Origin of the sequence: Variovorax sp. Root434, from assembly GCF_001426595.1 — a bacterium.
GTDB lineage: Bacteria > Pseudomonadota > Gammaproteobacteria > Burkholderiales > Burkholderiaceae_C > Variovorax.
On record NZ_LMEK01000009.1, the window covers coordinates 32,822 to 59,062 of the forward strand.

At 67.2% G+C, this 26,241-nt stretch carries 24 protein-coding genes; 6 read left to right on the forward strand and 18 right to left on the reverse strand.

Annotated elements, in window-relative coordinates:
* Nucleotides 1–10: 10 nt before the first annotated feature.
* From ASD05_RS09635 to ASD05_RS09645, 3 genes are read left to right on the forward strand one after another with little or no spacing between them, the layout of a single operon-like run.
* On the forward strand, nucleotides 11–2,032 hold the full coding sequence (locus ASD05_RS09635) for a transglutaminaseTgpA domain-containing protein (RefSeq protein WP_056590957.1): 2,022 nt from the start codon (nucleotides 11–13) through the stop codon (nucleotides 2,030–2,032).
* Between the two features lie 53 nt (nucleotides 2,033–2,085).
* Nucleotides 2,086–3,186: a lytic murein transglycosylase B gene (gene mltB / locus ASD05_RS09640; RefSeq protein ID WP_056590962.1), complete on the forward strand. Its 1,101-nt coding sequence runs from the start codon at nucleotides 2,086–2,088 to the stop codon at nucleotides 3,184–3,186.
* Between the two features lie 4 nt (nucleotides 3,187–3,190).
* Nucleotides 3,191–3,811: a hypothetical protein gene (locus ASD05_RS09645; protein ID WP_056590965.1), complete on the forward strand. Its 621-nt coding sequence runs from the start codon at nucleotides 3,191–3,193 to the stop codon at nucleotides 3,809–3,811.
* A gap of 9 nt (nucleotides 3,812–3,820) precedes the next feature.
* Here the strand turns inward: ASD05_RS09645 and ASD05_RS09650 are convergent, their stop codons facing one another.
* The 16 genes from ASD05_RS09650 to glpD all read right to left on the reverse strand — a co-directional run bounded on the left by ASD05_RS09650 (nucleotide 3,821) and on the right by glpD (nucleotide 19,474).
* Nucleotides 3,821–4,309 (reverse strand): hypothetical protein, encoded by a 489-nt coding sequence (locus ASD05_RS09650; protein WP_056590968.1) that lies wholly within the window; start codon nucleotides 4,307–4,309, stop codon nucleotides 3,821–3,823.
* A complete protein-coding gene (locus tag ASD05_RS09655) occupies nucleotides 4,306–5,376 on the reverse strand; it encodes a beta-ketoacyl synthase N-terminal-like domain-containing protein (RefSeq protein ID WP_056590971.1) in 1,071 nt (356 codons plus the stop codon). Before ASD05_RS09655 ends, ASD05_RS09650 begins: the two co-directional genes overlap by 4 nt.
* Complete coding sequence (locus ASD05_RS09660) at nucleotides 5,373–5,648, reverse strand: acyl carrier protein (protein WP_007831618.1); 276 nt, start codon at nucleotides 5,646–5,648, stop codon at nucleotides 5,373–5,375. The genes ASD05_RS09655 and ASD05_RS09660 overlap by 4 nt, the downstream gene beginning before the upstream one ends.
* Nucleotides 5,645–6,802, reverse strand: coding sequence for an ABC transporter permease (locus tag ASD05_RS09665; protein ID WP_056590973.1), 1,158 nt, complete (start codon nucleotides 6,800–6,802; stop codon nucleotides 5,645–5,647). The genes ASD05_RS09660 and ASD05_RS09665 overlap by 4 nt, the downstream gene beginning before the upstream one ends.
* An 8-nt stretch (nucleotides 6,803–6,810) precedes the next feature.
* The gene (locus tag ASD05_RS09670; RefSeq protein WP_056590977.1) at nucleotides 6,811–7,719 is read right to left on the reverse strand and encodes an ABC transporter ATP-binding protein; all 909 of its coding nucleotides are present in this window, start codon (nucleotides 7,717–7,719) and stop codon (nucleotides 6,811–6,813) included.
* A 290-nt stretch (nucleotides 7,720–8,009) separates the two neighbouring features.
* Nucleotides 8,010–8,990, reverse strand: a complete 981-nt coding sequence (locus ASD05_RS09675; RefSeq protein WP_056590979.1) for a BtrH N-terminal domain-containing protein — start codon at nucleotides 8,988–8,990, stop codon at nucleotides 8,010–8,012.
* The gene (locus ASD05_RS09680) at nucleotides 8,987–9,382 is read right to left on the reverse strand and encodes a hypothetical protein (protein WP_056590982.1); all 396 of its coding nucleotides are present in this window, start codon (nucleotides 9,380–9,382) and stop codon (nucleotides 8,987–8,989) included. The genes ASD05_RS09675 and ASD05_RS09680 overlap by 4 nt, the downstream gene beginning before the upstream one ends.
* Before the next feature lie 2 nt (nucleotides 9,383–9,384).
* Nucleotides 9,385–10,518: a beta-ketoacyl-ACP synthase III gene (locus tag ASD05_RS09685; RefSeq protein WP_056590985.1), complete on the reverse strand. Its 1,134-nt coding sequence runs from the start codon at nucleotides 10,516–10,518 to the stop codon at nucleotides 9,385–9,387.
* On the reverse strand, nucleotides 10,508–11,512 hold the full coding sequence (locus tag ASD05_RS09690; protein ID WP_056590988.1) for a hypothetical protein: 1,005 nt from the start codon (nucleotides 11,510–11,512) through the stop codon (nucleotides 10,508–10,510). Before ASD05_RS09690 ends, ASD05_RS09685 begins: the two co-directional genes overlap by 11 nt.
* Before the next feature lie 201 nt (nucleotides 11,513–11,713).
* Entirely contained in the window at nucleotides 11,714–13,447 is a 1,734-nt protein-coding gene (locus ASD05_RS09695) for an ABC transporter substrate-binding protein (protein ID WP_007831607.1), read from the reverse strand.
* Between the two features lie 100 nt (nucleotides 13,448–13,547).
* Nucleotides 13,548–13,856: a DUF2160 domain-containing protein gene (locus ASD05_RS09700; protein ID WP_007831606.1), complete on the reverse strand. Its 309-nt coding sequence runs from the start codon at nucleotides 13,854–13,856 to the stop codon at nucleotides 13,548–13,550.
* Nucleotides 13,857–13,990: 134 nt separating this feature from the next.
* Nucleotides 13,991–14,803, reverse strand: coding sequence for a carbohydrate ABC transporter permease (locus ASD05_RS09705; RefSeq protein WP_056590998.1), 813 nt, complete (start codon nucleotides 14,801–14,803; stop codon nucleotides 13,991–13,993).
* Nucleotides 14,800–15,690 (reverse strand): carbohydrate ABC transporter permease, encoded by an 891-nt coding sequence (locus tag ASD05_RS09710; protein WP_056591001.1) that lies wholly within the window; start codon nucleotides 15,688–15,690, stop codon nucleotides 14,800–14,802. Before ASD05_RS09710 ends, ASD05_RS09705 begins: the two co-directional genes overlap by 4 nt.
* 34 nt (nucleotides 15,691–15,724) lie before the next feature.
* A complete protein-coding gene (locus ASD05_RS09715) occupies nucleotides 15,725–16,795 on the reverse strand; it encodes an ABC transporter ATP-binding protein (RefSeq protein ID WP_056591003.1) in 1,071 nt (356 codons plus the stop codon).
* A gap of 1 nt (nucleotide 16,796) precedes the next feature.
* Nucleotides 16,797–17,870 carry an ABC transporter ATP-binding protein gene (locus ASD05_RS09720; RefSeq protein ID WP_056591006.1) on the reverse strand — a complete coding sequence of 358 codons (1,074 nt, stop codon included), beginning with the start codon at nucleotides 17,868–17,870 and terminating at the stop codon, nucleotides 16,797–16,799.
* 23 nt (nucleotides 17,871–17,893) lie between these two features.
* The gene (gene glpD / locus ASD05_RS09725) at nucleotides 17,894–19,474 is read right to left on the reverse strand and encodes a glycerol-3-phosphate dehydrogenase (protein ID WP_056591010.1); all 1,581 of its coding nucleotides are present in this window, start codon (nucleotides 19,472–19,474) and stop codon (nucleotides 17,894–17,896) included.
* Nucleotides 19,475–19,664: 190 nt separating this feature from the next.
* Between glpD and ASD05_RS09730 the strand changes: the two genes are divergently transcribed.
* The 3 genes from ASD05_RS09730 to ASD05_RS09740 all read left to right on the forward strand — a co-directional run bounded on the left by ASD05_RS09730 (nucleotide 19,665) and on the right by ASD05_RS09740 (nucleotide 23,703).
* Nucleotides 19,665–20,435 (forward strand): DeoR/GlpR family DNA-binding transcription regulator, encoded by a 771-nt coding sequence (locus tag ASD05_RS09730; RefSeq protein WP_056591013.1) that lies wholly within the window; start codon nucleotides 19,665–19,667, stop codon nucleotides 20,433–20,435.
* Nucleotides 20,436–20,462: 27 nt separating this feature from the next.
* Nucleotides 20,463–21,959 (forward strand): glycerol kinase GlpK, encoded by a 1,497-nt coding sequence (glpK, locus tag ASD05_RS09735; RefSeq protein ID WP_056591017.1) that lies wholly within the window; start codon nucleotides 20,463–20,465, stop codon nucleotides 21,957–21,959.
* A gap of 121 nt (nucleotides 21,960–22,080) precedes the next feature.
* The gene (locus ASD05_RS09740; RefSeq protein WP_056591021.1) at nucleotides 22,081–23,703 is read left to right on the forward strand and encodes a phosphoethanolamine transferase; all 1,623 of its coding nucleotides are present in this window, start codon (nucleotides 22,081–22,083) and stop codon (nucleotides 23,701–23,703) included.
* Between the two features lie 18 nt (nucleotides 23,704–23,721).
* On the opposite strand, the gene ASD05_RS09745 is transcribed toward ASD05_RS09740, so the two are convergent.
* Together ASD05_RS09745 and ASD05_RS09750 are read right to left on the reverse strand one after the other, a co-directional pair.
* Nucleotides 23,722–24,678: an alpha-E domain-containing protein gene (locus tag ASD05_RS09745; protein ID WP_007831588.1), complete on the reverse strand. Its 957-nt coding sequence runs from the start codon at nucleotides 24,676–24,678 to the stop codon at nucleotides 23,722–23,724.
* 14 nt (nucleotides 24,679–24,692) lie between these two features.
* Nucleotides 24,693–26,189 (reverse strand): circularly permuted type 2 ATP-grasp protein, encoded by a 1,497-nt coding sequence (locus ASD05_RS09750; protein WP_056591025.1) that lies wholly within the window; start codon nucleotides 26,187–26,189, stop codon nucleotides 24,693–24,695.
* Nucleotides 26,190–26,241 lie beyond the last annotated feature (52 nt).

Here is a 26,241-nt window from a genome sequence, read left to right on the forward strand (position 1 = left end):
GAACCGCCGCATGAACCGAGTCATACGGGAACTCGCCGCACTCCCCCGGGACGCGCGGGATACCCTTTTCCTGCTCTGCGTGATCGGCCTGATCCTGCTGCCGCAGATCGAGAACCTGCCCTGGTGGTGCACGGCCATCACGGCCATGGTGCTGCTCTGGCGCGCCTCGTTGTCCGTACAGGGGCGCTCCCTGCCCAGCAAGTGGTGGCGCCTCGCCCTGCTGGCGCTGATCCTCGGCGCCACCTACGCCACGCACCGCACGCTGCTGGGCCGCGACGCGGGCGTGACGCTGATCGTCAGCCTGCTCGCGCTCAAGACGCTGGAACTGCGCGCGCGGCGCGATGCGTTCGTCATCTTCTTCCTGGGCTTCTTCGCGATGCTCACGAACTTTTTCTATTCGCAGTCGCTGCTGACCGCGTTCACGATGCTGCTGGCGCTGCTGGGCCTTTTGACCGCGCTGGTCAACGCGCACATGCCGGTGGGTCGGCCGCCGCTCATGCAGGCCGCACGCATGGCGGGCTGGATGGCGCTGGCGGGCGCGCCGATCATGCTCGCGCTGTTCCTGCTGTTCCCACGCCTCGCGCCGCTGTGGGGCACACCCAGCGACGCCATGGTGGGGCGCAGCGGCCTGTCGAACACCATGCGCGTCGGCACCATCGCCGAACTGGCGCTCGACGACCGCATCGCCGCGCGCATCAAGTTCGACGGTGACCGGGCGCCGCCGCAAAGCCAACTCTATTTCCGCGGACCGGTGCTGGCGCAGTTCGACGGCCGCGAATGGACCGCGCTGCCGTCATGGGCGCGCGGCGCGCAATGGTCCCCCAACCTGCGCGTGAGCGGCGAACCCGTGCGCTACGAGGTCACGCTCGAAGCCAGCAACCGCCCCTGGCTGCTGACCCTCGACGCGTCGCAGCAACCTCCCGCAGCACCCGGCTTCGAGGTCACGGGCACGCCCGACCTGCAATGGATCGCGAACCGTCCCGTCACCGACCTGGTGCGCTACCGCGCCGAGAGCTACACGCAGTTCCAGAGCGGCCCGTTGAAGCGCACGGGCGGCCAGCTCCAGGCCTACCTGGCGCTGCCGCCCGGCACCAACCCGCGCACCGCTGCCCTCGCCGCCGAGATGCGCGCCGACCCCGCGCTGGCCAACGCCAACGCACAAGCCTTCGTGCAGGCTGCCCTGCGGCGCCTGCGCACCGGCGGCTACAGCTACACGCTGGAGCCGGGCATCTATGGCAACGACACGGCCGACGAGTTCTGGTTCGACCGCAAGGAGGGATTCTGCGAGCACATCGCCTCGGCCTTCGTGGTGCTGATGCGCAACCTGAACGTCCCGGCGCGCATCGTGACGGGCTACCAGGGCGGAGAACTCAACGGCGTCGACAACTACTGGATCGTGCGCCAGAGCGATGCCCATGCATGGGCCGAGATCTGGCAGGAAGGCATCGGCTGGACGCGCGTGGATCCCACGGGCTCGGTGGCCCCGGGGCGCATCGGCCAGACACAGCGGCTCCAGCCGCAACCGGGTCTGATCGCGGGCGCCTTCGGCTCGATGAGCCCCACCCTCGTGCAGAACATCCGCGCGGCGTGGGAAGCCGTCAACAACGGCTGGAACCAGTGGGTGCTCAACTACACCCAGAGCCGCCAGCTCAACCTGCTGAAGAACATCGGCTTCAAGGCGCCGAGCCTCGAAGACCTGGCCTACGTGCTGCTCTACCTGCTGGTGGGCGCGAGCCTGGCTGGCGCCGGCTGGACGCTGTGGGAGCGCAGCCGGCACGACCCATGGCTGCGCCTGCTGGGCCGGGCGCGCGCGCGGCTCGCCAAGGCCGGCCTGCAGGTGCCCGACACTGCCCCGCCGCGCCAGATGGCGCAGGCGGCCGACGCACACTTCGGCCCCGCCGCGCAGGCCGTGCGCGACTGGCTGCTCAAGCTCGAGGCACAGCGCTACGCGCCGGCCACGCCCGACTCGCTCTCCACCCTGCGCGCCGAGTTCCGGCGCATCGCCTGGCCGACCGACCACCCACGCGGCTGAAACCACATGTGTCCCCGAAGAGGGGCCATGTGGGCGGACGGCACAATCGGCCCATGCGATTTTTCCTCCCCACGCCTTCGCGCGCCGCTGCGGCAGCCGCCCTCCTCGCCGCCTGCTGCGCATGGTCCACGGGGGCTGTAGCCCAGAAGTCTTCCAACGGCCGCAGCGCAGCGGCCAGCCCGGTGCGCGGCAGCACGCCCTACGCCACGCGCGACGACGCGATGAAGTTCGCCGACGAAGTGGCCGAGCGCCGCGGCCTCGACCGCGACTGGGTGCGCGCCACCATCGGCAGCGCGCGCTTCCTGCCCAACGTGCCGCGGCTGATGCTGCCGGGCCCGGTCGGCACGGTGAAGAACTGGCAGACCTATCGCAGCCGCTTCATCGATCCGGTGCGCATCGCGGCCGGCGTGCGCTTCTGGCGCGCCAATGCCGACACGCTCGCCCGCGCCGAGCAGGCGTACGGCGTGCCGCCGGAAATCATCGTCGGCATCGTCGGCGTGGAGACCATTTACGGCCGCAACATGGGCAACTTCCGCGTGATCGACGCACTGGCCACGCTCTCGTTCGACTTTCCCGAAGGCCATCCACGCGCGGCCGAGCGCCAGGCCTTCTTCCGCGGAGAGCTCGAAAGCTTCCTGAGCACCGAGAGCCGCACCGCCGACGATCCGCTCACGCCCGTCGGCAGCTATGCCGGCGCGATGGGCATGCCGCAGTTCATGCCCAGCAGCATCGCCAAGTACGCGGTCGACTTCGACGGCGACAGCCGCATCGACCTCGTGAACAACCCGGCAGACGTGATCGGCTCGGTTGCCAACTACTTCAAGGCCTTCGGCTGGAAGGCCGGCATGCCGGCGATCTATCCGGTGCATTTCGAGGAAGCGCGGCTGCAGAAGGCGCTGCTGCTGGCGCCCGACATCCTGCCGACCTTCAGCACCGACAGCTTCGTGGCTGCCGGCGCAGTGCCCGAAGGCGACGGCATCAACCACAAGGGCCTGCTCGCATTGATCGAGCTGCAGAACGGCGCCGATGCACCACCGACCTACGTGGCCGGCACGCGCAACTTCTACGTGATCACGCGCTACAACTGGAGCAGCTACTACGCCATGTCCGTGCTCGACCTTGGGCAAGAGGTCAAGGCGGCGATGGAGCAATAGCGCCATGACACCCGAGGCGCTGCACGCGAACTGGAACGAGGCCTGGCATGCGCTGGGGATCGACTCGCCCGGCGAGGCGCTGTGCGCCGAACTGCAGAGCCGCTACGGCGAACCGCAGCGCCACTACCACACGGTGCAGCACCTGGGCGAATGCCTCGCGTGGTTCGAGCGCGAGAAGGCGTTGGCCGAACGCCCCGGTGAAGTGGCGCTCGCGCTGTGGTTCCACGACGCCATCTACGACGTGCACGCCCACGACAACGAGGCACGCAGCGCCGATTGGGCGCGCGAGGCACTGCTCGAAGCCGGTGCGGACAGAGCAACCGCCGCACGCGTCCATGCGCTCGTGATGGCCACGCGCCACGACGCCGTGCCCGAAGGCCGCGATGCCGAGCTGCTGATCGACATCGACCTGTCGATCCTCGGCGCGGAACGTGGGCGTTTCGACGAATACGAGCGGCAGGTGCATGCCGAGTACGCCTTCGTTCCGGACGAGGTGCGCCTGCCGCGCCGCCGCGCGATTCTTCAACGCTTTCTCGACCGCCAAGCCATCTACGCAACGCCGCGGATGCACGCGCAGCTTGAAGCGCAGGCGCGCCTCAATCTGCAGCGTTCCATCGCGGGCTGACCGGCCTCGTCAGGCGGGCACCAGCCGCCACCATTCGGAGCGCGGCGGCTCGCCATTGCGCTCTTCTTCCACGATGCCGAACAGCAGGCCGTCGCGCGCCGCACCCAGCTTCGCCAGTTGCAGCGTGCGCGCTGCATCGCGGCACAGCGCAAAACTGGCGTCGCCCTGCCATTCGAGACAGCGGCCGACCTCGGCCAGCATCAGCGCGGGCTGGCTCTGCATGAAGGTGAAGGGCATCGGCAGGCCTGCATCGAGCTGGGTCAGGCCGGCATGCGTGGCGCCCCATGCACCGCGTTGGCTGGCGACGCGGATGCGCGCGCCGGCCGGCAGTGCAGCCTCGCCCGCCGCGTCGAGGCAGCAGCGTGCGCCGTACATCGCCAGCTCGGTCCACAGGCCGACGCGGCGCGGCCGGCGGCCGATGCGGCGAGCGAGGTCATCGCGCCAGTCGACCGGCGGCGGATGCGCGACGAAATGGGCGGTGGTGTGCCAGGTGCTCATGGGCCGGCATCCTTCAGCACCAGCGAAGCATGCCCACCGCCGAAACCCACCACGTTGAGCAGGATGTTGCGCAGCTTCCGCGGCGCCTCCTTGCTCAGCGCAATGCCGAGCGATGCATCGAGCGGATAGTCCACCGACGGCCAGACGCCACCCTCGATGCAGCCGACCAGCAAGGCCAGTTCCGCCGTACCCGCCGCTCCGAGCGTGTGGCCGATCGCCGACTTGAGCGACACCAGCGGCGGCAGCGGATCGAACACCTGCTTCAGCGCTTCCACCTCGATGGCGTCGTTGACGGGGCTGCCGGCAGCCTGCACCTTGATCAGGTCGATGTCGCCGGGCTGCAGGCCGCTCTGCGCCAGCGCGCCGCGGCACATCGCATGCACGGCCGTGGCTTCGGTGCCCGATGGGTTGCGCCCGTCGACCACGTTGGCGCCACCCGCGACCTGCCAGCGCGCAGGGCGCGAGGTCAGGCGCAGCGCGGCCACCGCTTCGCCGAGCACCAGCCCCTTGCGCTGTGCGCCGAAGGGCTGCGCGCGGTCGGGCGCCAACAACTGCATCGCACCGAAGCCGGCGACCGTGAAGCGGTTGTCGAGTTCGATGCCGATCACCAGTGCCTCGTCGGCTTCTTCGCTGCGGATCAGGTCGGCGGCCGCCAGCACCGCGTTCAGCGCCGAGGTACAGGCGGTCGAGACGGTGAACACCGGCCCCTTCCAATCCAGCGCGCAGGCCACGACACCGGCAAAGTCCTGCAGGTCGCCGCCAAGCCGCAGGTCCTTCTTCTCGTGCTCCATGAAGCCGATGTCGAGCGACGACGAGGCCACGAACAGCGGCGCCGTGCGCGGCCCCCAGTCGCCAGTCTGCGCGGCCACGCTGCGCACGGTGCGGCACAGGCGCTGCGTCCAGTCGCCCTCGCTCGGCGCCAGCGCGTACACCGGCCAGTGGATTCCCTCTGCCACCGCCACCGGCGTCGGCGGCACGCCGCCGCGCCGCAGCGACGCCAGCACGGACGGAACGTCGTCGCCGAGCACACAGGCCAGGCCCGTGCCGCCCAGGTAGACATCGCTCATGCCTTGCCCGCCAGCGCGAGGTGTTCCGCCAGATGAGCGATGGAAGTCATCGCCCGGCGCGTTTCCTTGCTGTCGGGCATGCGCACGCCGAAGCGCTGCTGGATCGTCATCGACACCTGCAGGGCATCGAGCGAGTCGAGGTCGAGCCGGGCCTCGGGGCCGAACAATGGCTCGTCGTCGCCGAGGCCGCCCGGGGGCGCGTCCTTCTCGACGGCTTCGAGCACCATGGCCTTGAGGCTGGCAATGAATTCAGGGGTGACGGTGGTGCTCACGATGCGCGCCTGCGAAACAGAAAAACAGCCAGAAGAAACATCAGCACCGCGAACACGGCCAGCCGGCCGATCTGCGGCAGCGCATCGGCCACGCCGCCGCCGCGCAGCAGCACGGTCAGCAGCGCTTCGAGCCCCCAGTTCATCGGGGAAATCTCGACCAGCCGCTGCATGAAACCCGGCATGACGAACTTGGGCACCATGATGCCGCCCGCCGCCGCCATCAGCACATTGACCATCGGCCCGATGGTGGCGGCCTGCGCGTGGCTGCGCACCAGGCAGGCCAGCGCGAGCGACAGGCTGACCGCAGCGAGGCTCACGGCTGCGAGCGACAACAGCAGCGCGCCCCAGTGGATGCCCGCGAGCGACAACGCGTCGCCGCCGATCAGTGGCATGAACCAGACACCGGCCGCGAGCATCAGCACGGCCTGCAGCGCGTTCACGCCCAGGTACGGCAGCGCCTTCGACATCAGCAGCATGGTGCGCGACACGCCCAGGCCCTGCAGCCGGCCCAAGGCGCCCGAGCTGCGCTCCTGCACGAACAGGCTCGACAGCGAGGCCACCACGAAGAACATGCCGAACACCAGCCAGGCCGGCACGTTCTGCTGCACCGAGGTCGGCCGAGGGCCGGCGGTGGAGAAGCGCTCGGCGCGCACCATCGCCTCGATGGAAGCCTCGGGCGCGGGGCTGGCCGTGCCGGGCACCGCCAGCGCAAGGCGCGCCTTGAGCTCGCCCGATGCGCCGATGAGTTCGGCGCGCAGTGCGTTGAACAGGTTGGCGTCGATGCCGGGTTCAGTCAGCAGATGGATGGACGCCCTGGTCGACAGCGCGGCCGACTCCAGCTCTTGCGACAGGCCCGGCTCCATCACGATCACGTACTTGAGCGAGCCGTTGCGCAGCCGTGCCTGCCAGCCGTCGCCAAGCGGCTGCGGCGCGCCATGGTTGCGCTGCCAGAGCTGCTTGAGCCACTGCGCGGGCGTGGCCGTGTCTCGCATGTCGATGGCATAGGTCAGCTCCGCCAGGGGTGGACGGTAGATGTCCTTCAGCGTGAGCGACATCAGCACGATGAAGACCATCGGCATCAGGAACAGCGCGGCAAGGCCGTGCATGTCGCGCACGAGGGCGAGCAGTTCTTTCTTGATGAGCGCGAGGAGCATGAGGTTCTTCAGTCGCGCAACGAGCGGTGGGTGAGCGCCATGAACAGCTGCTCCAGGTCATGGCGGCCGAATTCGGCGTGGCGCACCTCGATGCCCGCCGCTTCCAAAGCAGCCAGCACCGGCCCCGGGCCGCTGCCGGCGTTGAGGTGAATGCGCCATTGCGTGCCGCCCTGCTCCACCGTACCGAAGCGCGAGAGCATGCCGGCGTCGAGCCCATCGGCGGCCAGCGTGAGCAGCATCGCGCTCTTCGACAGCAGCTCGTCGAGCGAGCCTTCGCGCAGCACGTGTCCACGGTCGAGGATGGCGACGCGATCTGCAATGGCCTCGATCTCTTCCATGTAGTGCGAGGCGTAGATCACGGCCGCGCCCTGCTGCGCGAGGCTGCGGATGGCGTCGAGGATGAACGCGCGCGATTGCGGATCGACGCCCACGGTGGGCTCGTCGAACAGCATCAGCTCGGGCTCGGGCAGCAAGGCGATCGCAAGGTTGAGCCGGCGCTTGAGGCCGCCCGAGAGCCGCTCGGCGCGCACGCCCGCGAACTGCTCCAGCTGCGCGAATTGCGTGCAGGCTTCGATGCGTTCCTTCTTGCGCGCGCCCGACAGCCTTCCCGCAGCAGCGAACACCGCCAGGTTCTCCGCCACGGTGAGCATCGGATAGAACGCCTGCTCCTGAGGCGCCACCGCGATGCGCGTCGGGGCCTTCGCACGCACCTGCTGCAGTGGCTGGCCGTCGATGCGGATTTCGCCCGACTGCACCGCAAGCGCGCCCGACAAGTGCGAGATCAGCGTGGTTTTGCCTGCGCCGTTGGGGCCCAGCAGGCCCAGCACGCAGCCCCGTGGCACGGCGAGCGACACGTCCACCAGCGCGGGGGCGCCGGCGTTCGGATACCGGTGGCTGAGGGTCTTCAACTCGAGCATGGGTTTGGCCTCGAGTTGCCGGGTGACTGTGGCGTGTGCACAGGCCACCGGGTACTCCCCTCCGCGAATGTCCCCCGGCCTGCGGCCTCCTCCTTTATTTCGCTGCGGGGAGCACCCGGTGCCCTGTGCCGATCAACCAGTGCTCTGAGCGATCACGCCGATGCGGGGGCCTTTTTCGCGAAATAAAGGAGGAGGCCGAAGGCCGGGGGACATTCGCGAAAAAGGTCACCGCGTCGGCGTGATCGCGCCCCGAACAACGAACAGCAAGAAGAAAAGAACAACGACCCATCTCAGGCCACGGCAGCCTTCAGGTCGCGGAAGAAGTTTTCTTCCTGCTGCGCCTGCTCGTGCAGCTTGGCAGCCAGCGCGGCGGGGTCGACTGCTTCGCGCCCCTTCACCATGCGCGCCGCCTTGAGCGCGAACGCGCGCCAGCCGTCGCCGATGGCGATCAGCCGCTCGGACATCTGCTGCAGTTGCGGCTTGTCGAGCAGCTGTGCCGCCTCTTGCAGGAAACCCGCGTAGATAAAGCGGAAACCCGCCCCGCCCGTGCCGATTTCCTCCTGCATGCGCACCACGTGGCCGATGAAGTCGACGCTGCGCGGATCGGTCGGCGACAGCTTCTGCATGCGCTTGGCCAGCGTGCGCATGCCGCGCACGCCGACGATGGGAATGGGCGCCAGCATGTTGCGCACCGTCTTACGGATGGCCTTGACCACGGAGGCCGCATCGACCGTCTTGCGATCGATGGCCTGCGGGTAGTACATGAGCCCCTTCGGCGCCAGCACGCCCTTGGCGAAGCGAGCGCGTGCCAGGTCGCCGCTCGGGCAGCGCACGGGCTCCTCGAACACCGGGTCGCTGATCAGGTAGTCGTCGCCGTCCTTGCCGTACACCAGCAGGTTGTGCGCGTTGAAGTGGAAGCGCATGTTCGGCGGAAAGTACGGCAGCCAGTAGACCGAGGTCTGCAGGCCCACGAGTTGGCCATCGGCCAGCAAAGCATCGAGCCGCTGCTGTCCGGCCTCGGCGCTGCGAAAGGTCTCGAAGCGGAAGCGCGCGGCCATCGGCGCCAGCAGGCCCTTGATGATCGCCTTGGGCGGCATGCGGTACGAAATGAGCGGCAGGCCCGACAGCTTGATGAACGGCAGGTACGCGAACGAGATCGCGGACGACAGGCCGAGCGCCATGCTCTCGCTCATCGGTGCACCGTGGTGGCGCATCAGGCTGGAGATGACGCCGCTTTCGCAGTGCGCCGCCTGTTGGTGTTGGAAGTTCACGGCAGGCCCTGCAAGGTGGCGACGGAAAGCCCCAGCGCTTCGCCGTAGCGCGCGAGCTGGGCCGGCGACAGCGCCGCGAAATGGTGCGGCTGCAGGTGGCGCCGCACGCGCCATTGCCAGAAGCCGCTGGTCTGCGAGAGCAGCGCCACGTCCATGCGGCGCTCGTACATCCAGTATTCGAGCGGCGAGGCCTGCCCCGCCTTCACGCGCTCTTTCGCGGCCTGCGCCTGCTCGATGAGCACGTCGACCGCATGGCTGGTGACGATCTCCTCCGCCTCCCAGCCGCGCGACGTGGTGGTGACGACACGGCCTTGCGCGTCGCGGGCGTACATCAGCTTGGAATGGCCGTCGAGGGTCGCATTGCCCTCCTGCGGTACTGCGTCGAGGTCCATGGCTACACCGCCTCCATGTAGATGAAGCCGCTGGAGAAGCGGCCACTTTCGGGCACGAACATCAGCAGCTTCTGGCCTGGCTTGATGCGGCCCGAACGGAACAGCTCGTCGAGCATGATGTACGGCGACGCCGAACCTGTATTGCCCTTGCTCGCGAGGTTGCTGAACCAGCGCTCGCGCGGAATGTGCAAGCCGAGCGATTCGAGGCACTGGCTCACCGGTTCGACGAAATACTGCGACGAGAGGTGCGGCAGGAACCAGTCGATGTCCGCCGATTTCAGTCCGCGCCGCTCGATGATGGCCGCGAGGGGCTCGCCCAGCGTGGCGCGCACGATGTTCTCGTTGAGCAGGCGCACGTCCTGCTTCACGGCGAAGGTCGACTCGCTCTGCCATTCGGCGGGCGTCTTGCGCCCCCAGCCGTCGAGGCCGCCTTCGGCATTCTTCTCGGCACCTGCGTACATGCACACCGGCAGCTCATGCGCAGCCGACGACAGGTCGATCCAATCGACACGCAGCGACAGCGGCCCGCGCGGCTCGCGCTCCAGCAGCACGGCGCCAGCGCCGTCGGACAGCATCCAGCGCAGGAAGTCCTTCTCGAAGGCCAATTCGGGCCGCGCCTCCAGCGCCTCGAGCTTGTGCTCCAGCTCGGCCTCGAAGCGCGAGCCGCGCATCACGGCCGAGGCCAGCTCCGAACCCGTGGCCACCGCACGCCGCGCATCGCCCGCGCGCACCGAGAGCCACGCATGCTTCAGCGCGGTGGCGCCGGCCAGGCAGATGCCCGCGCAGGCCACCACTTCGAGCCGCGGCCAGCCGAGTTCGCCATGCACCATCACAGCGTGGTTGGGCATGAGCTGGTCGGGCAGCGAGGTGCCGGTGACGAGGCAGTCGACCGGGCCGATATCGCCGAGCGCGCGGATGGCGGACGCGGTGAGCTGCGCATTGGTCATGGCCAGCTCGCCGGTGGCGCGATCGATGGCGTAGTGGCGCGACTGGATGCCGTTGCTGCGAAGAATCAGCCGCCGCGCGCGAGAGGCCTTGCCGCCGATGCGGCCGAGGACGTCTTCGATGTCTTCATTGCTGACGGGGGGAAACGGCAGAAAGGCGGCGGTGCGGGTCAGGAAGACATCAGTTGTCATAGAGAGCGGTGCGATCCGTGGCCGAGCCCGACGGGCACTCGAATTGAGCCGTCATTTTAGTCAGCCACCCTCTGAACAAAGGCCGCAGGAGCGCCTGCAGCGTCAGGCTCACCGGCACCACCGTGACGATCAGCGCGATCAGGAACAGCACGTACAGCAGCAGCAGCGGCTTGCGCTGCCATGCACCGGGGCCGCCGGCCGCCATGATCAGCTTGCCCCACAGGTAGAAGCTGCGGGTGCCGGCCTTCTCGCTGATGAGCAGTTTCGCGTCGGCCCGCACGGCGCCCAGGCCGGCCAGCAAAGGCTGCGTGCCGCGCTCCTGGCCGCTGTGCAATGCATCGCGCAGGGCACGTCCGAAGCGGGCGGTGCCGCGGATCTGTGCGGTGCTGAGCCCGGCATCGGGCATGCCCCAGAAGCCGCGCTTGCGGCCCCAGATCAGCCAGGCCGGCGTGGTGAAGAAGGTGGCGAGCGTGGGGCCGGGGTCGGTGAGCACCACGTTGTCGATCAGGCGCGCGCCCACGTCGTCGAGCATGCCCTTGAGCTTCTCATGGGCCAGCAGCCACATGTTGCGGCACGCAATGACCGTGACCACCGGTTTGCCCTCGAGCAGGCGCGCCGCCACCGGGTGTTTCAGAAAGGCCGCAACGGGCTGCGAAGGTGCCAGGAACCACACCTGGTACGGCAGCACGATCAGGTCGAAGTCTTCCTCGCCCGTGAGCGACAGCGGCGCGAGCGGCTGCGGCTTCATGTGGGCCGACTCGGGGAAGGCGTCGAAGAAAGTCAGGAAGGGCCAGGGAAAGGGATACGGCTTCTGCGGCCGCAGTGTTTCTTCGTGCACCTGGATCGACGGGTCGGCGCGCAGCGGGGCGACGATCTGCTCGGCGACCTCGTCGAGCTGGCCGGACTGCGAATAGCGCAGAACCAGGACGCGCTTGACGCTTCGAGGGGCGGCTGCTGGGTCCGTGCGTGGGGGGCTGGAAAGGCTGGAAGTCACTGGCGGTGGCGTTTCGGGGGCCGTCGAATGTACGCGAAGCCCGTGCCAAGCGCATCTGCCATTGGTCATGCGTCGCGCCAATCAGACGGCCGGATCGGTCATATGGCCGCAATGCGGGAAAAGAACAAAAAAGGGCCGCACCTCGCGGCACGGCCCCCTGTCGCGGCGATCTTTTCAGAACGCGGACGCTGTGCGCAAGGCTCAGCGCACCTTGCCTTCCTTCCAGGCGGTCAGCAGCTTGTTGTAGTCGATGGTCTCGCCCTTCGGCTTTTCGTTGGCCAGCTTCTTCCACGGGGCGTGGTCGTCGCTCAGGTACTTGGCCGGGTCGCCCTTCGGGTTGAGCTTGGGCGCGCAATGGGCCATGCCGGCGCGCTCGAGGCGAGCCATCACGTTGTCCATCTCGTCGGCCAGGTTGTCCATTGCCTTCTGCGGGGTCTTCTCGCCCGTGACGGCCTCGGCCACGTTCTTCCACCAGAGCTGCGCGAGCTTCGGATAGTCGGGCACGTTGGTGCCGGTCGGCGTCCATGCCACGCGTGCCGGGCTGCGGTAGAACTCGATCAGGCCACCGTACTTGTTGGCGTTCTGCGTGAAGTAGTCCGCACGGATGTCGCTGTCGCGGATGAACGTCAGCCCGGTGATCGACTTCTTCAGCGAGGTGGTCTTGGCCGTGATGAACTGCGCGTAGAGCCATGCTGCCGCCGTCTTGTTGGCGTCATGGCCCTTGAAGAAGGTCCACGAGCCCACGTCCTGGTAGCCGTTCTGCATGCCCTGCTTCCAGTACGGACCGTTCGGGCCGGGGGCCATGCGCCACTTGGGGGAGCCGTCGTCGTTCACGACCGGCAGGCCCTTCTTGGTCATGTCGGCGGTGAAGGCCGTGTACCAGAAGATCTGCTGCGCGATCTGGCCCTGGGCCGGCACTGGACCGGATTCGCCGAAGGTCATGCCCATGGCTTCCTTGGGCGCGTACTTCTTCATCCAGTCGATGTACTTGGTGAGCGCGTACACGGCGGCTGGCGAGTTGGTGGCACCGCCGCGCGACACCGAGGCGCCGGTAGGCGTGCACTTGTCGTCGGCCACGCGGATACCCCATTCGTCGATCGGCATGCCGTTGGGAATGCCCTTGTCGGCGGAGCCGGCCATCGACAGCCATGCATCGGTGAAGCGCCAGCCGAGCGACGGGTCTTTCTTGCCGTAGTCCATGTGGCCGTAGATCGGCTTGCCGTCGATGGTCTTCACGTCGACGCTGAAGAACTCGGCGATGTCTTCATAGGCGCTCCAGTTCAGCGGCACGCCCAGGTCGTAGCCGTACTTGGCCTTGAACTTGTCCTGCAGGTCCTTGCGCGCGAACAAGTCGGCGCGGAACCAGTACAGGTTGGCGAACTGCTGGTCGGGCAACTGGTAGAGCTGGCCGTCGGGCGCGGTGGTGAAGCTGGTGCCGATGAAGTCCTTCAGGTCGAGGCCGGGGTTGGTGAACTCCTTGCCGGCGCCCTTCATGTAGTCGGTCAGCGACATGATCTTGCCGTAGCGATAGTGCGTGCCGATCAGGTCGGAGTCGGAAATCCAGCCGTCATAGATCGACTTGCCCGACTGCATCGAGGTCTGCAGCTTCTCGACCACGTCGCCTTCCTGGATCAGGTCGTGCTTGACCTTGATGCCGGTGATTTCCTCGAAGGCCTTGGCCAGCGTCTTCGATTCGTATTCGTGGGTGGTCAGGGTTTCGGAGACGACGGACACCTCCTTCACGCCCTTGGCCTGCAGCTTCTTGGCCGCATCGATGAACCATTTCATTTCCTCCATCTGCTTGTCCTTGGACAAGGTCGATGGCTGGAACTCGCTGTCGATCCATTTCTTGGCTTCGGCCTCGCCAGCCGTCGCCGCACCATGCGCGGCGAACATCGCCGCCGCCAGTGCCAATGCCGTGTAGCGCATCTTCATGAAGTTGTCTCCTCGGTTGTTGCTTCCCCGGTGTTGTGTTCGATCACGGCTCCGGGGAGGCGGAGAGCCGGAACGCGTCTGAGAAGACGAAAGGAAATGTTCAGCCCTTGCGCATCACCAGCGCGAGCAGGCCCATCGACAGCACGAAGCTGATCCAGATCGAAGGCTCGGCCTCGAGGCTGAACCACTCCTGGAACTTGCCCGCCAGGCCGATGAAGACCAGGTTCACATACGCCGCCGACAGCAGCCCGATGAACAGCCGGTCGCCACGCGTGGTGGCCATCGGCAGCCAGCCGCGCCGCAGCGTAGTGGGCGACTTGAATTCCCACACCGTCATGCCGACCAGCATGAGTGCGATGCAGCTGAAGAAAACGGCCACGGGGGTGGTCCATACCATCCAGTCGAACATGCTCTATCTCCTTGTCTTTTCTTGCTCCTTCCCCTTCCGGGGGAAGGTTGGGATGGGGGCATCGGCGCTCGATGGATGTGCCGCTTGCCCCCACCCCTGCCCTCCCCCGGAAGGGGAGGGAGAGAAACCATCCTTCAAACGCGCCCCATCGCGAAACCCTTCGCGATGTAGTGGCGCACGAACCAGATCACGATCGCGCCCGGCACGATGGTCAGCACGCCGGCCGCTGCCAGCGTGGCCCAGTCCATGCCCGACGCGCTCACGGTGCGCGTCATCGTCGCGACGATGGGTTTGGCGTTCACGCTGGTGAGCGTGCGTGCCAGCAACAGCTCGACCCAGCTGAACATGAAGCAGAAGAACGCCGCCACGCCCACGCCGGCCTTGATGAGCGGCAGGAAGATGGTGAGGAAGAAGCGCGGGAACGAATAGCCGTCGATGTACGCCGTCTCGTCGATCTCGCGCGGAATGCCGCTCATGAAGCCTTCCAGGATCCACACCGCCAGCGGCACGTTGAACAACAGGTGCGCGAGCGCCACGCCCAGGTGCGTGTCCATCAGGCCGACCGTGCTGTAGAGCTGGAAGAACGGCAGCAGGAACACCGCGGGGGGCGTCATGCGGTTGGTCAGCAGCCAGAAGAACACGTGCTTGTCGCCCAGGAACGAGTAGCGCGAGAACGCATAGGCCGCGGGCAGCGCCACGGTCAGCGAGATCACCGTGTTGATCGCCACGTAGATCAGGCTGTTGATGTAGCCCGAGTACCACGACTCGTCGGTGAAGATGCGCGCGTAGTTGGCCCAGGTGAGCTGCGTCGGGAAGAAGGAGAAGCTCGACAGGATCTCCTCGTTCGTCTTGAAGCTCATGTTGACCATCCAGTAGATGGGCAACAGCGCGAACAGGATGTACAGCACCAGGAAGATGCTGCGCTTGTGAAATCTCTTCTCGTTCATTTCTCCACCTCCGCTTCCTGTGTACCGACCCGCTGCATCCAGTTGTAGAGCACGAAGCAGAACAGCAGGATGATGAGGAAGTAGATCAGCGAGAACGCCGCCGCCGGTCCCAGATCGAACTGCCCCACGGCCTTCTGCGTGAGGTACTGGCTCAGGAAGGTGGTCGCATTGCCCGGCCCGCCGCCCGTCAGCACGAAGGGCTCGGTGTAGATCATGAAACTGTCCATGAAGCGCAGCAGCACGGCGATCATCAGCACGCCGCGCATCTTCGGCAGCTGGATGAAGCGGAACACCGCGAACTTGCTCGCGCCGTCGATGCGTGCGGCCTGGTAGTAGGCGTCGGGAATGGAGCGCAGGCCCGCGTAGCACAGCAGTGCCACCAGCGGCGTCCAGTGCCACACGTCCATCACCAGCACGGTGAGCCATGCATCGGCGGCGCTGCCTGTGTAGTTGTATTCGATGCCCAGGGTCTGCAGCGCGTGGCCCAGCAGGCCGATGTCGGCACGCCCGTAGATCTGCCAGATGGTACCGACCACGTTCCATGGGATGAGCAGCGACAGCGCCACCACCACCAGCACGGCCGACGACTTCCAGCCCTTGGCCGGCATCGACAGCGCGAGGCCGATGCCCAGCGGAATCTCGACCAGCAGCACCGACAGCGAGAAGCCCAGCTGGCGCCACAGCGCCTGGTGCAGCTCGTCGTCGCGCATCACCGAGGCGAACCATTCGGTGCCCACGAACACGCGGCGCTCGGGCGAGATGATGTCCTGCACCGAGTAGTTGACCACCGTCATGAGCGGCACGATGGCCGAGAAGGCGACGCAGATCAGCACCGGCAGCACGAGCCACCAGGCTTTTTGATTGATGGGTTTGTTGGTTGCGTTCATGGCTTGGCTCCTTCCCTCTCTGGAATCAGGTTGTTCATGCCACCAGCTCCTCATCCTTGTAGTAGCAGGTATGCGCATCCAGCACCCGCAGCCACACCGTGTCGCCCACCGACGGTGGTCGTTCGTCCGAGTGCATGCGCACCTTGACCACGCCGCCGTCGACCTCCGCGCTCAGCATCGCGTGCGTGCCCACGTCCTGCACCTGCTTCACCACGCCCGGCACCGCGCCCGGGGCGCCGGCGCTGGACAGGCGCAGGTACTCGGGACGAATACCGATCTTCAGCGCCCCCTGCGGCAATTCACGCGTGGACGCCAGCGGCGTGCCCGCCACTTCGATGGTGCCGTTCGCGCTCGTCGCGGACAGGAAGTTCATGCCCGGCGAGCCGATGAAATGCCCCACGAAGGTGTGGGCCGGCCGCTCGAACAACGCCTCGGCGCTGCCCACCTGCACGGCCTTGCCGCGCGTCATCACCACCACCTCTTCGGCGAAGGTGAGCGCCTCGACCTGGTCGTGCGTCACGTAGATCAGCGTGAGCTTCAGCTCGCGGTGGATCTGCTTGAGCTTGCGGCGCAGCTGCCACTTCAGGTGCGGGTCGATCACGGTGAGCGGCTCGTCGAACAGCACCGCCGACACGTCGCTGCGCACCAGCCCGCGTCCCAGCGAGATCTTCTGCTTGGCGTCGGCCGCGAGGCCTGCAGCGCGCTGGTTGAGCTGCCCGCTCATGTCGAGCATCTCGGCAATCTCGCCGACGCGCTTCTTGATCTGGTCGGCCGGCACCTTGCGGTTGCGCAGCGGGAACGCGAGGTTCTCGGCCACGGTCATGGTGTCGTAGATCACCGGGAACTGGAACACCTGCGCGATGTTGCGCTCCTGCGGCGTGGCCCGCGTCATGTCGCGGCCGTCGAAACTCACCGTGCCCTGCGAAGGCACGAGCAGGCCCGAGATGATGTTCAGCATGGTCGTCTTGCCGCAGCCCGAGGGGCCGAGCAAGGCATAAGCGCCGCCGTCGCGGAAGCTCATCTTCAGCGGGAGCAGCGCGTAGTCGCTGTCCTGCGTGGGGTTCGCGCGGTAGGCGTGGGCCAGGTCGAGATCGATGCGTGCCATCTCAAGCTCCTTTGCGCCATGCGGGCGCCAGCGCCAGTTTTTCACTGGCATCGAACACATAGGCCTGCGACGCGCTGAAGTACAGCGTGATCGGCGCGCCCAGCTCGAAACGATGCACGCCGGTGAGCTGCGCTACCAGTTCGCCCACCGCGGTCTCGACGTGCACGAAGGTGTCGGAGCCCGAGATCTCGGCCAGCTCCACCTTGCCGGGCAAGGCGATGTCGCCCTCACTCGCGCCCACGTTCAATGCGCTCGCGCGCAGGCCGACCGTGACCGCACCCGATACGCCTTCAGGCAAGGCCAGCGCCAGCGCGGGGCCACCAGCGAGTTGCACCTTGCCGGCAGCCGCCGTGCCCTGCAGCAGGTTCATCGGCGGATCGCTGAAGGCTCGCGCCACGCGCAGCGATTGCGGCGCATGGAACACCTCGGCGGTCGGGCCGTACTGCAGCAGTTCGCCGGCGTCCATCACCGCCGTGTAGCCGCCGAGCAGCAAGGCCTCGCCGGGTTCGGTGGTGGCATAAATCACGGTCGAGTCGCCGGTGGCGAAGAGCTGCGTGAGTTCTTCGCGCAGGCCTTCGCGCAGCTTGTAGTCGAGGTTGACCAGCGGCTCGTCGAGCAGCATCAGCGGTGCGTTCTTGGCAAGCGCGCGCGCCAGCGCCACGCGCTGCTGCTGCCCGCCCGAGAGCTCGGCCGGCAAGCGGTCGAGGAACATGCCGATGTGCAGCTTCTCGGCCAGCGCCTTCACCCGCGCCTCGATGTTCGTCTCGCCGCGCAGCTTCAGCGGCGAGGCGATGTTGTCCGACACCTTGAGCGACGGATAGTTGATGAACTGCTGGTAGACCATCGCGACATTGCGTTCGCGCACGGGCATGCCGGTCACGTCCTTGCCGTCGACCAGCACCTTGCCTTCGGTCGGCGTGTCGAGTCCGGCCATCAGCCGCATGAGGCTGGTCTTGCCGGCCTGCGTGGCGCCGAGCAGCACGGTGACCGCGCCGCTTCGGGGCGCGATGCTCTGCTCGTAGAGCCATGTCTGCGCTCCCACCTTCTTGGTGACGCGCTCCAGTGTCAATTGCATTGGCGCTGCTCTCTTTTACGGATCTAGTTGCTCTTGGGATGGGACTGCAGCCAGAGCGCGACCTGCCCGCGCTCTTCGGCCGTGTAGTGCAGCCCCAGCTTGGACCGCCGCCAGAGCACGTCTTCGGCGCTCACGGCCCATTCGTGGTTCTGCAGGAAGCGCAGTTCGCGTTCGTACAGGCCGGGCGCCACTTCGGCGCCCAGGTCGGCAAAGGACTTCGCGTCGCCGAGCAGGTCCGCAATGCGGGCGCCGTAGCCGCGCGCAAGGCGTCGCGTCATTTGGCCGTAGAGCCACGGATACCTGGCCTGCACGGCCGACACGAAGCGCTCGAAATCGTCGTCGGGCCGGCTGGCGGCGCCGATCCAGGCCGACAGGTCGCCGCCCGCGAGGAAGGCGCCGTCGGTCCAGGCCGGGCGTTGCGCGCTCGACTGGCCGAGCATCTTGCCGACCTCGTCGGCCGCGTCTTCGGCCAGCTTGCGGAAGGTGGTGATCTTGCCGCCCCACACCGACAGCAGCGGCGCGGCCGTGGTGTTCGATTCGAGCATGTAGTCGCGCGTGACGGCCGAAGGGTCGCCCGAGTCGTCGTCGAGCAGCGGGCGCACGCCCGAGTAGGTCCACACCACGTCGGCAGGCACGATGGGCTTCTCGAAGTAGCGGCTGGCCTGGGTGCAGAGGTAGTCGATTTCTTCCTGCGCGATGCGAGCTGCGCCGGGGTCGTCGCCGGTGAGTTCGATGTCGGTGGTGCCGATCAGCGTGAACTCGTCCTGGTAGGGAATGGCGAAGATGATCCGCTTGTCGGGGTTCTGGAAGATGTAGGCGTGGTCGTGCTCGAACAGGCGCGGCACGACGATGTGGCTGCCCTTCACGAGCCGCAGGCTCTTGGTGGCCAGCGCCTCGCCCTTGGCCGACTGTGCGACGCCGCGCAGGAAGGATTCGGCCCACGGCCCCGCGGCATTGACCACCGCGCGGGCGCGCAGCACACGCTTGCCGCCGTCGGCGCCCTGCAGCGTGGCGGTCCAGCCGTCGGCGTCGCGCTGCGCGTGCACGCAGCGCGTACGGGTCAGCACCTCGGCGCCGCGCGCCTGCGCATCGAGCGCGTTGAGCACCACGAGGCGTGCGTCGTCGACCCAGCCGTCGGAGTAAATGAAGCCGCGCTTGTACTGATCCTTCAGCGGCCTGCCGGCCGCGTGCTTGCGCAGATCGACGCTGCGCGAACCCGGCAGCACCTCGCGCCTGGCGAGGTGGTCGTACATGAACAGGCCGATGCGGATCATCCAGGCCGGGCGCATCGACGGGTCATGCGGCATCACGAAGCGCAGCGGCCACATGATGTGCGGCGCGCTCTTGAGCAGCACCTCGCGCTCCTGCAGCGCCTTGCGCACAAGCGAGAACTCGTAGTACTCGAGGTAGCGCAGCCCGCCGTGGATCAGCTTGGTGGAGGAAGAAGAAGTGTGCGAGGCGAGATCGTCCTTTTCGCACAGCACCACGCGCCAGCCGCGGCCAGCGAGGTCGCGCGCGATGCCGCAGCCGTTGATGCCGCCGCCGACGATCAGCACGTCGCAATCGGTGGCTGGCGCAGGCGAACTGGAAGAAAAATCGCTCACAGAAAGGAGTCCGTTGAAGCGTGACGTTGGTCACTAACGGGGGCCATTGTATTTTCGTGTTTTTTCATTTGGATTCCTTTTGGCGCGATTTTCCTCCGAGTTTTCCCTTAGTCGTCTTCGTTTTCGTTCGTTTTAAAGTGGCACGCGCTGTACCCTTGCCCCCAGTCTTCCCGCTTTCCACGACGCCCCTGTGAACTCCAACCCGCGCCAGATCAACCTCCTGGACACCGTGCGCACGCGCGGTTCCGTCACCGTCGAACAGCTGGCCGACATGCTCGGCGTCACCCTGCAGACCGTGCGGCGCGACGTGCAGCGGCTGGCCGACGAGGGGTTGCTCACGCGCTTTCACGGCGGCGTGCGCACGCCCAGCTCGACCACGGAAAACATCGGCTACCAGCAGCGCGAGACGCTGCATGCCGAAGGCAAGGCGCGCATCGCCCGCCGCGTGGCGGAGCTGGTGCCCAACGACTGCTCGCTGATCCTCAACATCGGCACCACCACCGAGGCCATCGCCAAGGCGTTGCTGCGCCACACCGGCCTGCGCGTGATCACCAACAACCTGAACGTGGCCACCATCCTGAGCGGCAACACCTCGTGCGAGGTGATCGTGGCGGGCGGCTCGGTGCGCCCCCGCGACCGCGCCATCGTGGGCGAGGCCACCATCGACTTCATTCGCCAGTTCAAGGTCGACATCGCACTGATCGGCGTGTCGAGCATCGAGGCCGACGGCTCGCTGCGCGACTTCGACCTGCGCGAGGTGAAGGTCGCGCAGACCATCATTGCCCAGGCACGCGAGGTGTGGCTGGCGGCCGATGCGAGCAAGTTCAACCGGCCCGCGATGATCCAGCTGGGCACGCTGTCGCAGATCGACCGGCTGTTCACGGATGCGGAGCCGCCGGCGCCTTTTGCGGACCTGCTGCATGCGGCGCAGGTCCGCCTGGAAATCGCGCGTGAATCATGAGCACGGACTCAGAGAAACATTGACCCTATGACCACCTACCTGCTAGCCCTCGACCAAGGCACCTCCAGCTCGCGCAGCATCGTGTTCGACCGCGAAGGCCACATCGTCGCCATCGCACAGAAGGAACTCACGCAGATCTATCCGCAGCCCGGCTGGGTCGAGCACGACCCGATGGAAATCTGGCGCAGCCAGCTCGCCACCGCGCGCGAAGTGCTGATGAAGGCGAAACTCAAGCCCACCGACATTCACGCCATCGGCATCACCAACCAGCGCGAGACCACCGTGCTGTGGAACCGCAAGACCGGCCAGCCGGTGCACCACGCCATCGTCTGGCAGGACCGCCGCGCCGAGCCGCTGTGCGCGCAGCTGCGCGACGCGGGCATGACCGACACCATCCGCGAGAAGACCGGGCTGGTGATCGACGCGTACTTCTCCGGCACCAAGCTGCGCTGGCTGCTCGACAACGTGCCCGGCGCGCGCGCGCAGGCCGAGCGCGGCGAACTGGCCTTCGGCACCGTCGACAGCTGGCTCATGTGGCAGCTCACCGGCGGCAAGGTGCACGTGACGGACGTGAGCAATGCCTCGCGCACCATGCTCTTCAACGTGCACCGGAACGAATGGGACGCCGACCTGCTCGCCGCGCTGGAGATCCCGGCCGCGCTCATGCCGAAAGTGCAGCCGTCGAGCTCGCACTTCGCCGATACCGACGCGGCACTGCTGGGCCATGCGCTGCCCATCGGCGGCGTCGCCGGCGACCAGCAGAGCGCCCTCTTCGGCCAGGCCTGCTTCGAGGCCGGCATGGCCAAGAACACCTACGGCACCGGCTGTTTTTTGCTGATGCACACGGGCGGCGCGTTCCAGCCCTCGCACAACGGACTGCTCGTAACCAGCGCCGCGCAGACCGACAAGACGCCGCAGTACGCAATGGAAGGCAGCGTGTTCGTCGGCGGCGCCGTGGTGCAGTGGCTGCGCGACGGACTCAAGGCAATCAAGGGCAGCGCCGAGGTGCAGTCGCTCGCCGAGAGCGTGCCCGACGCGGGCGGCGTGATGATGGTGCCGGCCTTCACCGGCCTCGGCGCGCCTTACTGGGACGCGGACGCGCGCGGCACGATCACGGGGCTCACGCGCGGCACGACCGTCGCGCACATCGCGCGCGCCGCACTCGAAAGCATCGCCTACCAGAGCGCCGCGCTGCTGCAGGCCATGAGCCGCGACGCAGTGGCCGCCGGCGGCAAGCCCGTGGCCGAGCTGCGCGTGGATGGCGGGGCGAGCGTGAACGACCTGCTGATGCAGTTCCAGGCCGACCTGCTGGGCATTCCGGTGGTGCGGCCCGAAGTGATCGAGACCACCGCACTCGGCGCGGCCTACCTTGCCGGCCTGTCGACCGGCGTCTACACCGACGCGCGCCAGCTGTCGAAGCTGTGGAAGATCGAACGGCGCTTCATGCCCACCATGGGCCGCGCGCAGGCCGAGGAATCGATGGCGCGCTGGGAGCGCGCGGTGCGGCAGGCCACGGCGACCTGATCGCCCCGGAGGCTACCAGCCCCGTGGGCGGCGCAAATACCTCGCCACCATCGGGGCACTGGGGCGCGCAGCGCAGGCCCCGGGGCAGAATGCGCCCGCCCCGACCTCCCGCGCTACCTGCTTGACCACCCGTCCCTCCCCGCCGCGCAATGCCCTGCCCGCCTGCGGCGTAGTAGGTGCAACACTGCTGGCGCTCATCGCGCTGGGCCACGACGGCCGGCGCATCGCGCAGCTCGCGGTGCTTGCAGCGCCCATGGTGCTGTGGCTCGCGTGGCCATTGCGCAGCACGCAGATGCGGCGATTGCGCACCCTGCTGGTCTGGCTCTGGGCCATGGGCTTCGCGCTCGACGGTACAGTGCGCGCCTACCTGCTCGACACCTACCAGGCCGCGCCCGACAGCGCGATGGTGCTCGGCGCCGCAGCCAACACCAACGCGCGCGAAGGCACCGAATACCTGTGGATGCATTGGCGCTCCGCGGCCGTGTGGTGTGCCGTGCTGGCCGTTGCGGGCACGCTCGTGGGCATGTTCGCGCGGCGCGGTGCGATGGCCCCATCTGCCCGGCCCGCGCGATGGGCCGTGGCGCTGCTCGCGCTGCTGCTGCTCGCCGCATGCGCGGCCTATGCAAGCAAGCCCTGGCGCCGGCTGCATCCCGCGATTTTCTGGACGCAGTGGGCGAACTCCGTCCACACGCTGCGCTCCGCCTGGGCTGACCAGCAGACACAGCGCGACCGCCTGATGGCGCAGGCCAGGAGCATCGCGCCCGTCATATCGCAGGCAGGCCCCTCCACCGTCGTGCTGGTCATCACCGACAGCATCAACCGCGACAACATGGCCCTGTACGGCTACGGCCGCCCAACCACGCCGCGCCTGCTGGCGCACAGGGCGCAGACCGGAGGGCAGATGGCGGTGCTGAAGAACGCATGGTCGGTCGACGCCAGCACCCTGCCCGCACTGCGCAACATGTTCCGTTTCGGCCTGCCCGACAGCGACAACCCGCCGCATGTGCTGGCGCTGGCGCGCGCCGCGGGCTACAAGGTCTGGTGGATCAGCAACCACGACGACCTCGCCATCGAGCAGCAGCATGCGCGCCTCGCCGACGTGGTGGACATGGTCAACCGCACGCCGGGCCGCGCCAGCGCCTCGCTCGACGGCGAGATCCTCGACTGCGTGCAGGAGGCACTGCAGGATGCGAGCACCGACCGCAAGCTCATCGTCGTTCACCTGATGGGCGCGCATCCGCACTACAGCCTGCGCTTTCCGGAGAACGCCAATCCCTTCGACGACGATGTCGACGCGGTCGAGAACGGCCTCGTGAAAGACGGCCGCTCGGCCTGGGTGCGCCGCTTCCGCCAGGAGTACGACGCTGCGCTGCTGTATCACGACTTCGTGGTGTCGGAGCTGCTGCAGCAAACACGCACCGCGGGCAAACCTGGCGACTACCGCGCGTGGATGTACCTCTCGGATCACGGCCAGGAAGTGGGCCACGTCAGCGACCGCGCCGGCCACAGCCCATCGACCGCATCGGGCTATCGCATTCCGGCCGTGGTGTGGCGCAACCGGCAGCCCTTGCCTACGGCCGAGGCGCAGCAGCAACCGTTTCGCGCGGACTGGACGGGGTGGGCGCTGATGGACCTGCTCCACATCCAGTGGAGCGGGCAAAGGCCCGAGCGCAATGTGCTGGGCGGCGCCTACCGCTGGCAGGCGCCGCAGATACCGGTGGCCGTCGAGTCGTTCTCGCGCTGAGGACGGCCGGGGCCGCGCTCAGTGCGCAGGAACCAGGAAGTCCTGGCTGATGCGCCCGCCCAGCTCGTTCACCCGGTCGAGGAACTGCGTGAGGTACGCGTGCAGCCCGGTCGCCAGGATCTCGTCGACGCGCGCGTACTGCAGGTCGGCCAGCAGCTTGCCGGCGCGGCGCTGCGTTTCGGCGCTCTGCTCGTTCTGCACCTTCGCGAGGTTGTTCACCACCTCGACCAGGCTCGCGTGCAGCGAGCGCGGCATGTCGGCGCGAAGAATCAGCAGTTCGGCCACGCGCTCGGGCTTGATCACGTCGCGGTACACCTTGCGGTAGACCTCGAAGGCCGAGACGCTGCGCAGGATCGCGCTCCAGTGATAGAAGTCGTACTCCTGGTCTTCCTCGGTCGCGGTGCCGAAGAACTCGCTGTTGAGTGCGTGGAACTTCACGTCGACCAGGCGCGCGGTGTTGTCGGCGCGCTCCAAAAAGGTGCCCAGGCGCGAGAAATAAAACGCCTCATCCTGGAGCATGGTGCCTAGCGTGACGCCGCGCGAGAGGTGCGAGCGGAACTTGACCCATTCGAAGAATTGGCCCGGGTCGCGCTCGAAGTCGCCTGCGCGCAGCATGCGGTTCACTTCGAGCCAGGTGGTGTTCTGCGTTTCCCAGGCTTCGGTGGTGAGCGCGCCGCGCACGGCACGGGCGTTCTCGCGTGCGGCTTTGAGACAGGACACGATCGACGAGGCGTTGCTCTCGTCCTTGACCATGAACTCCATCACCTCCTTGGGCGCGATCTGGTCGTACTTCTTGTTGTACCAGGGCAGCAGCTCGCTGATGGAGAGCACGCCCTGCCAGCCGTACTTGGCGACTTCGGCGGACTGCGGCAGGAGCGAGGTCTGGTAGTTGACGTCCAGCATGCGCGCCGTGTTCTCGGCGCGCTCCGTGTAGCGGGACATCCAGTAGAGATGGTCGGCGGTGCGTGACAGCATCGGTGGTGCTCCTACTACGATTGGCTTTGCGACTGAGCGGGCGCCGCTTTGGGCTTGGGCACGCGGTCGGCTTCGAGAATCCAGGTGTCCTTGGTGCCGCCGCCCTGCGACGAGTTGACCACCAGAGACCCCTCTTTGAGCGCCACGCGCGTGAGGCCGCCGGGCACCATCTGCACCTCGCTGCCCGAGAGCACGAAGGGGCGCAGGTCGATGTGGCGCGGCGCGATGCCTGCGTCCACGAAGGTGGGCGAGGTCGACAGACTCAGCGTGGGCTGGGCGATGTAGCCGTCGGGCTTGGCGATCACGGCCTTCTTGAAGTCCTCGATCTCGGCCTGCGTGGCGGCCGGTCCGATCAGCATGCCGTAGCCGCCGGCACCGTGCACTTCCTTGACGACCAGGTCCTTCATGTTGTCGAGCGTGTACTGCAGCTCGTCCTTGTTGCGGCACATGTAGGTGGGCACGTTCTTCAGGATCGGCTTCTCGCCGAGGTAGAACTCGACCATCTTCGGCACGTACGGGTAGATCGACTTGTCGTCGGCCACGCCGGTGCCCACGGCATTGCAGATGACGACGTTGCCTTCGCGGTAGGCGCGCATCAGGCCGGCGCAGCCGAGCGTGGACGTGGGGCGGAACACCTCGGGGTCGAGGAAGTCGTCGTCCACGCGGCGGTAGATGACGTCGACGCGCTTCGGCCCGCGCGTGGTGCGCATGTAGACGAAGTTGTCCTTGACGAACAGATCTTGTCCCTCGACCAGCTCCACGCCCATCTGCTGCGCGAGGAAGGCGTGCTCGAAGTAGGCACTGTTGTACATGCCCGGCGTGAGCACCACCACCGTGGGCTCAGCCGTGGCTGGCGGCGCACTGGCGCGCAGCGTCTCTAGCAGCAGGTCTGGGTAGTGCGCGACCGGCGCGATGCGGTTCTGGTTGAACAGCTCGGGGAAGAGCCGCATCATCATCTTGCGGTTCTCGAGCATGTAGCTCACGCCGCTGGGCACGCGCAGGTTGTCTTCGAGCACGTAGTACTCGCCGTTGCCCTCGGCATCGGGCGCGCGCACGATGTCGATGCCCGAGATGTTCGAGTAGACGTTGTGCGGCACGTTGACGCCCATCATCTCGGGGCGGAACTGCGCGTTGTTCAGGATCTGCTCGGCCGGGATGATGCCGGCCTTGATGATTTCCTGGTCGTGGTAGACGTCATGAAGAAAGCGGTTGAGCGCCGTGACGCGCTGCACCAGCCCCTTTTCCATGCTCTCCCACTCGTGGGCCGGAATGATGCGAGGCAGCAGGTCGAACGGGATGAGCCGCTCGGTGCCGGAGCCATCTTCATCCTTCGCGCCATACACCGCGAAGGTGATACCGACCCGACGGAAAATCATTTCCGCCTCTTCACGCCGCGAACGCATCACCTCACCGGGTTGCTTCGCGAGCCATTGGTCGTAGCGCTTGTAGTGCTGTCGGATCGCAGCCCCCGCATAGGGCAACTGCTCATACATCTCGTCGAATTTGTGCATGGGACGACCAATCTCCTTGAGCTATAGCTTAGCAAGTTCAGGGCCAGTAGAA

Coding starts and splice junctions, on each gene's coding strand:
- ASD05_RS09745 (WP_007831588.1), bottom strand. CDS start 24,678: ATGCTGTCACGCACCGCCGACCATCTCTACTGGATGTCCCGCTACACG.
- ASD05_RS09750 (WP_056591025.1), bottom strand. CDS start 26,189: ATGCACAAATTCGACGAGATGTATGAGCAGTTGCCCTATGCGGGGGCT.
- ASD05_RS09720 (WP_056591006.1), bottom strand. CDS start 17,870: ATGCAATTGACACTGGAGCGCGTCACCAAGAAGGTGGGAGCGCAGACA.
- ASD05_RS09710 (WP_056591001.1), bottom strand. CDS start 15,690: ATGAACGCAACCAACAAACCCATCAATCAAAAAGCCTGGTGGCTCGTG.
- glpK (WP_056591017.1), top strand. CDS start 20,463: ATGACCACCTACCTGCTAGCCCTCGACCAAGGCACCTCCAGCTCGCGC.
- ASD05_RS09670 (WP_056590977.1), bottom strand. CDS start 7,719: ATGCTCGAGTTGAAGACCCTCAGCCACCGGTATCCGAACGCCGGCGCC.
- ASD05_RS09635 (WP_056590957.1), top strand. CDS start 11: ATGAACCGAGTCATACGGGAACTCGCCGCACTCCCCCGGGACGCGCGG.
- ASD05_RS09715 (WP_056591003.1), bottom strand. CDS start 16,795: ATGGCACGCATCGATCTCGACCTGGCCCACGCCTACCGCGCGAACCCC.
- ASD05_RS09685 (WP_056590985.1), bottom strand. CDS start 10,518: ATGACAACTGATGTCTTCCTGACCCGCACCGCCGCCTTTCTGCCGTTT.
- ASD05_RS09680 (WP_056590982.1), bottom strand. CDS start 9,382: ATGGACCTCGACGCAGTACCGCAGGAGGGCAATGCGACCCTCGACGGC.
- ASD05_RS09650 (WP_056590968.1), bottom strand. CDS start 4,309: ATGAGCACCTGGCACACCACCGCCCATTTCGTCGCGCATCCGCCGCCG.
- ASD05_RS09645 (WP_056590965.1), top strand. CDS start 3,191: ATGACACCCGAGGCGCTGCACGCGAACTGGAACGAGGCCTGGCATGCG.
- ASD05_RS09695 (WP_007831607.1), bottom strand. CDS start 13,447: ATGAAGATGCGCTACACGGCATTGGCACTGGCGGCGGCGATGTTCGCC.
- ASD05_RS09700 (WP_007831606.1), bottom strand. CDS start 13,856: ATGTTCGACTGGATGGTATGGACCACCCCCGTGGCCGTTTTCTTCAGC.
- ASD05_RS09665 (WP_056590973.1), bottom strand. CDS start 6,802: ATGCTCCTCGCGCTCATCAAGAAAGAACTGCTCGCCCTCGTGCGCGAC.
- ASD05_RS09705 (WP_056590998.1), bottom strand. CDS start 14,803: ATGAACGAGAAGAGATTTCACAAGCGCAGCATCTTCCTGGTGCTGTAC.
- ASD05_RS09655 (WP_056590971.1), bottom strand. CDS start 5,376: ATGAGCGATGTCTACCTGGGCGGCACGGGCCTGGCCTGTGTGCTCGGC.
- mltB (WP_056590962.1), top strand. CDS start 2,086: ATGCGATTTTTCCTCCCCACGCCTTCGCGCGCCGCTGCGGCAGCCGCC.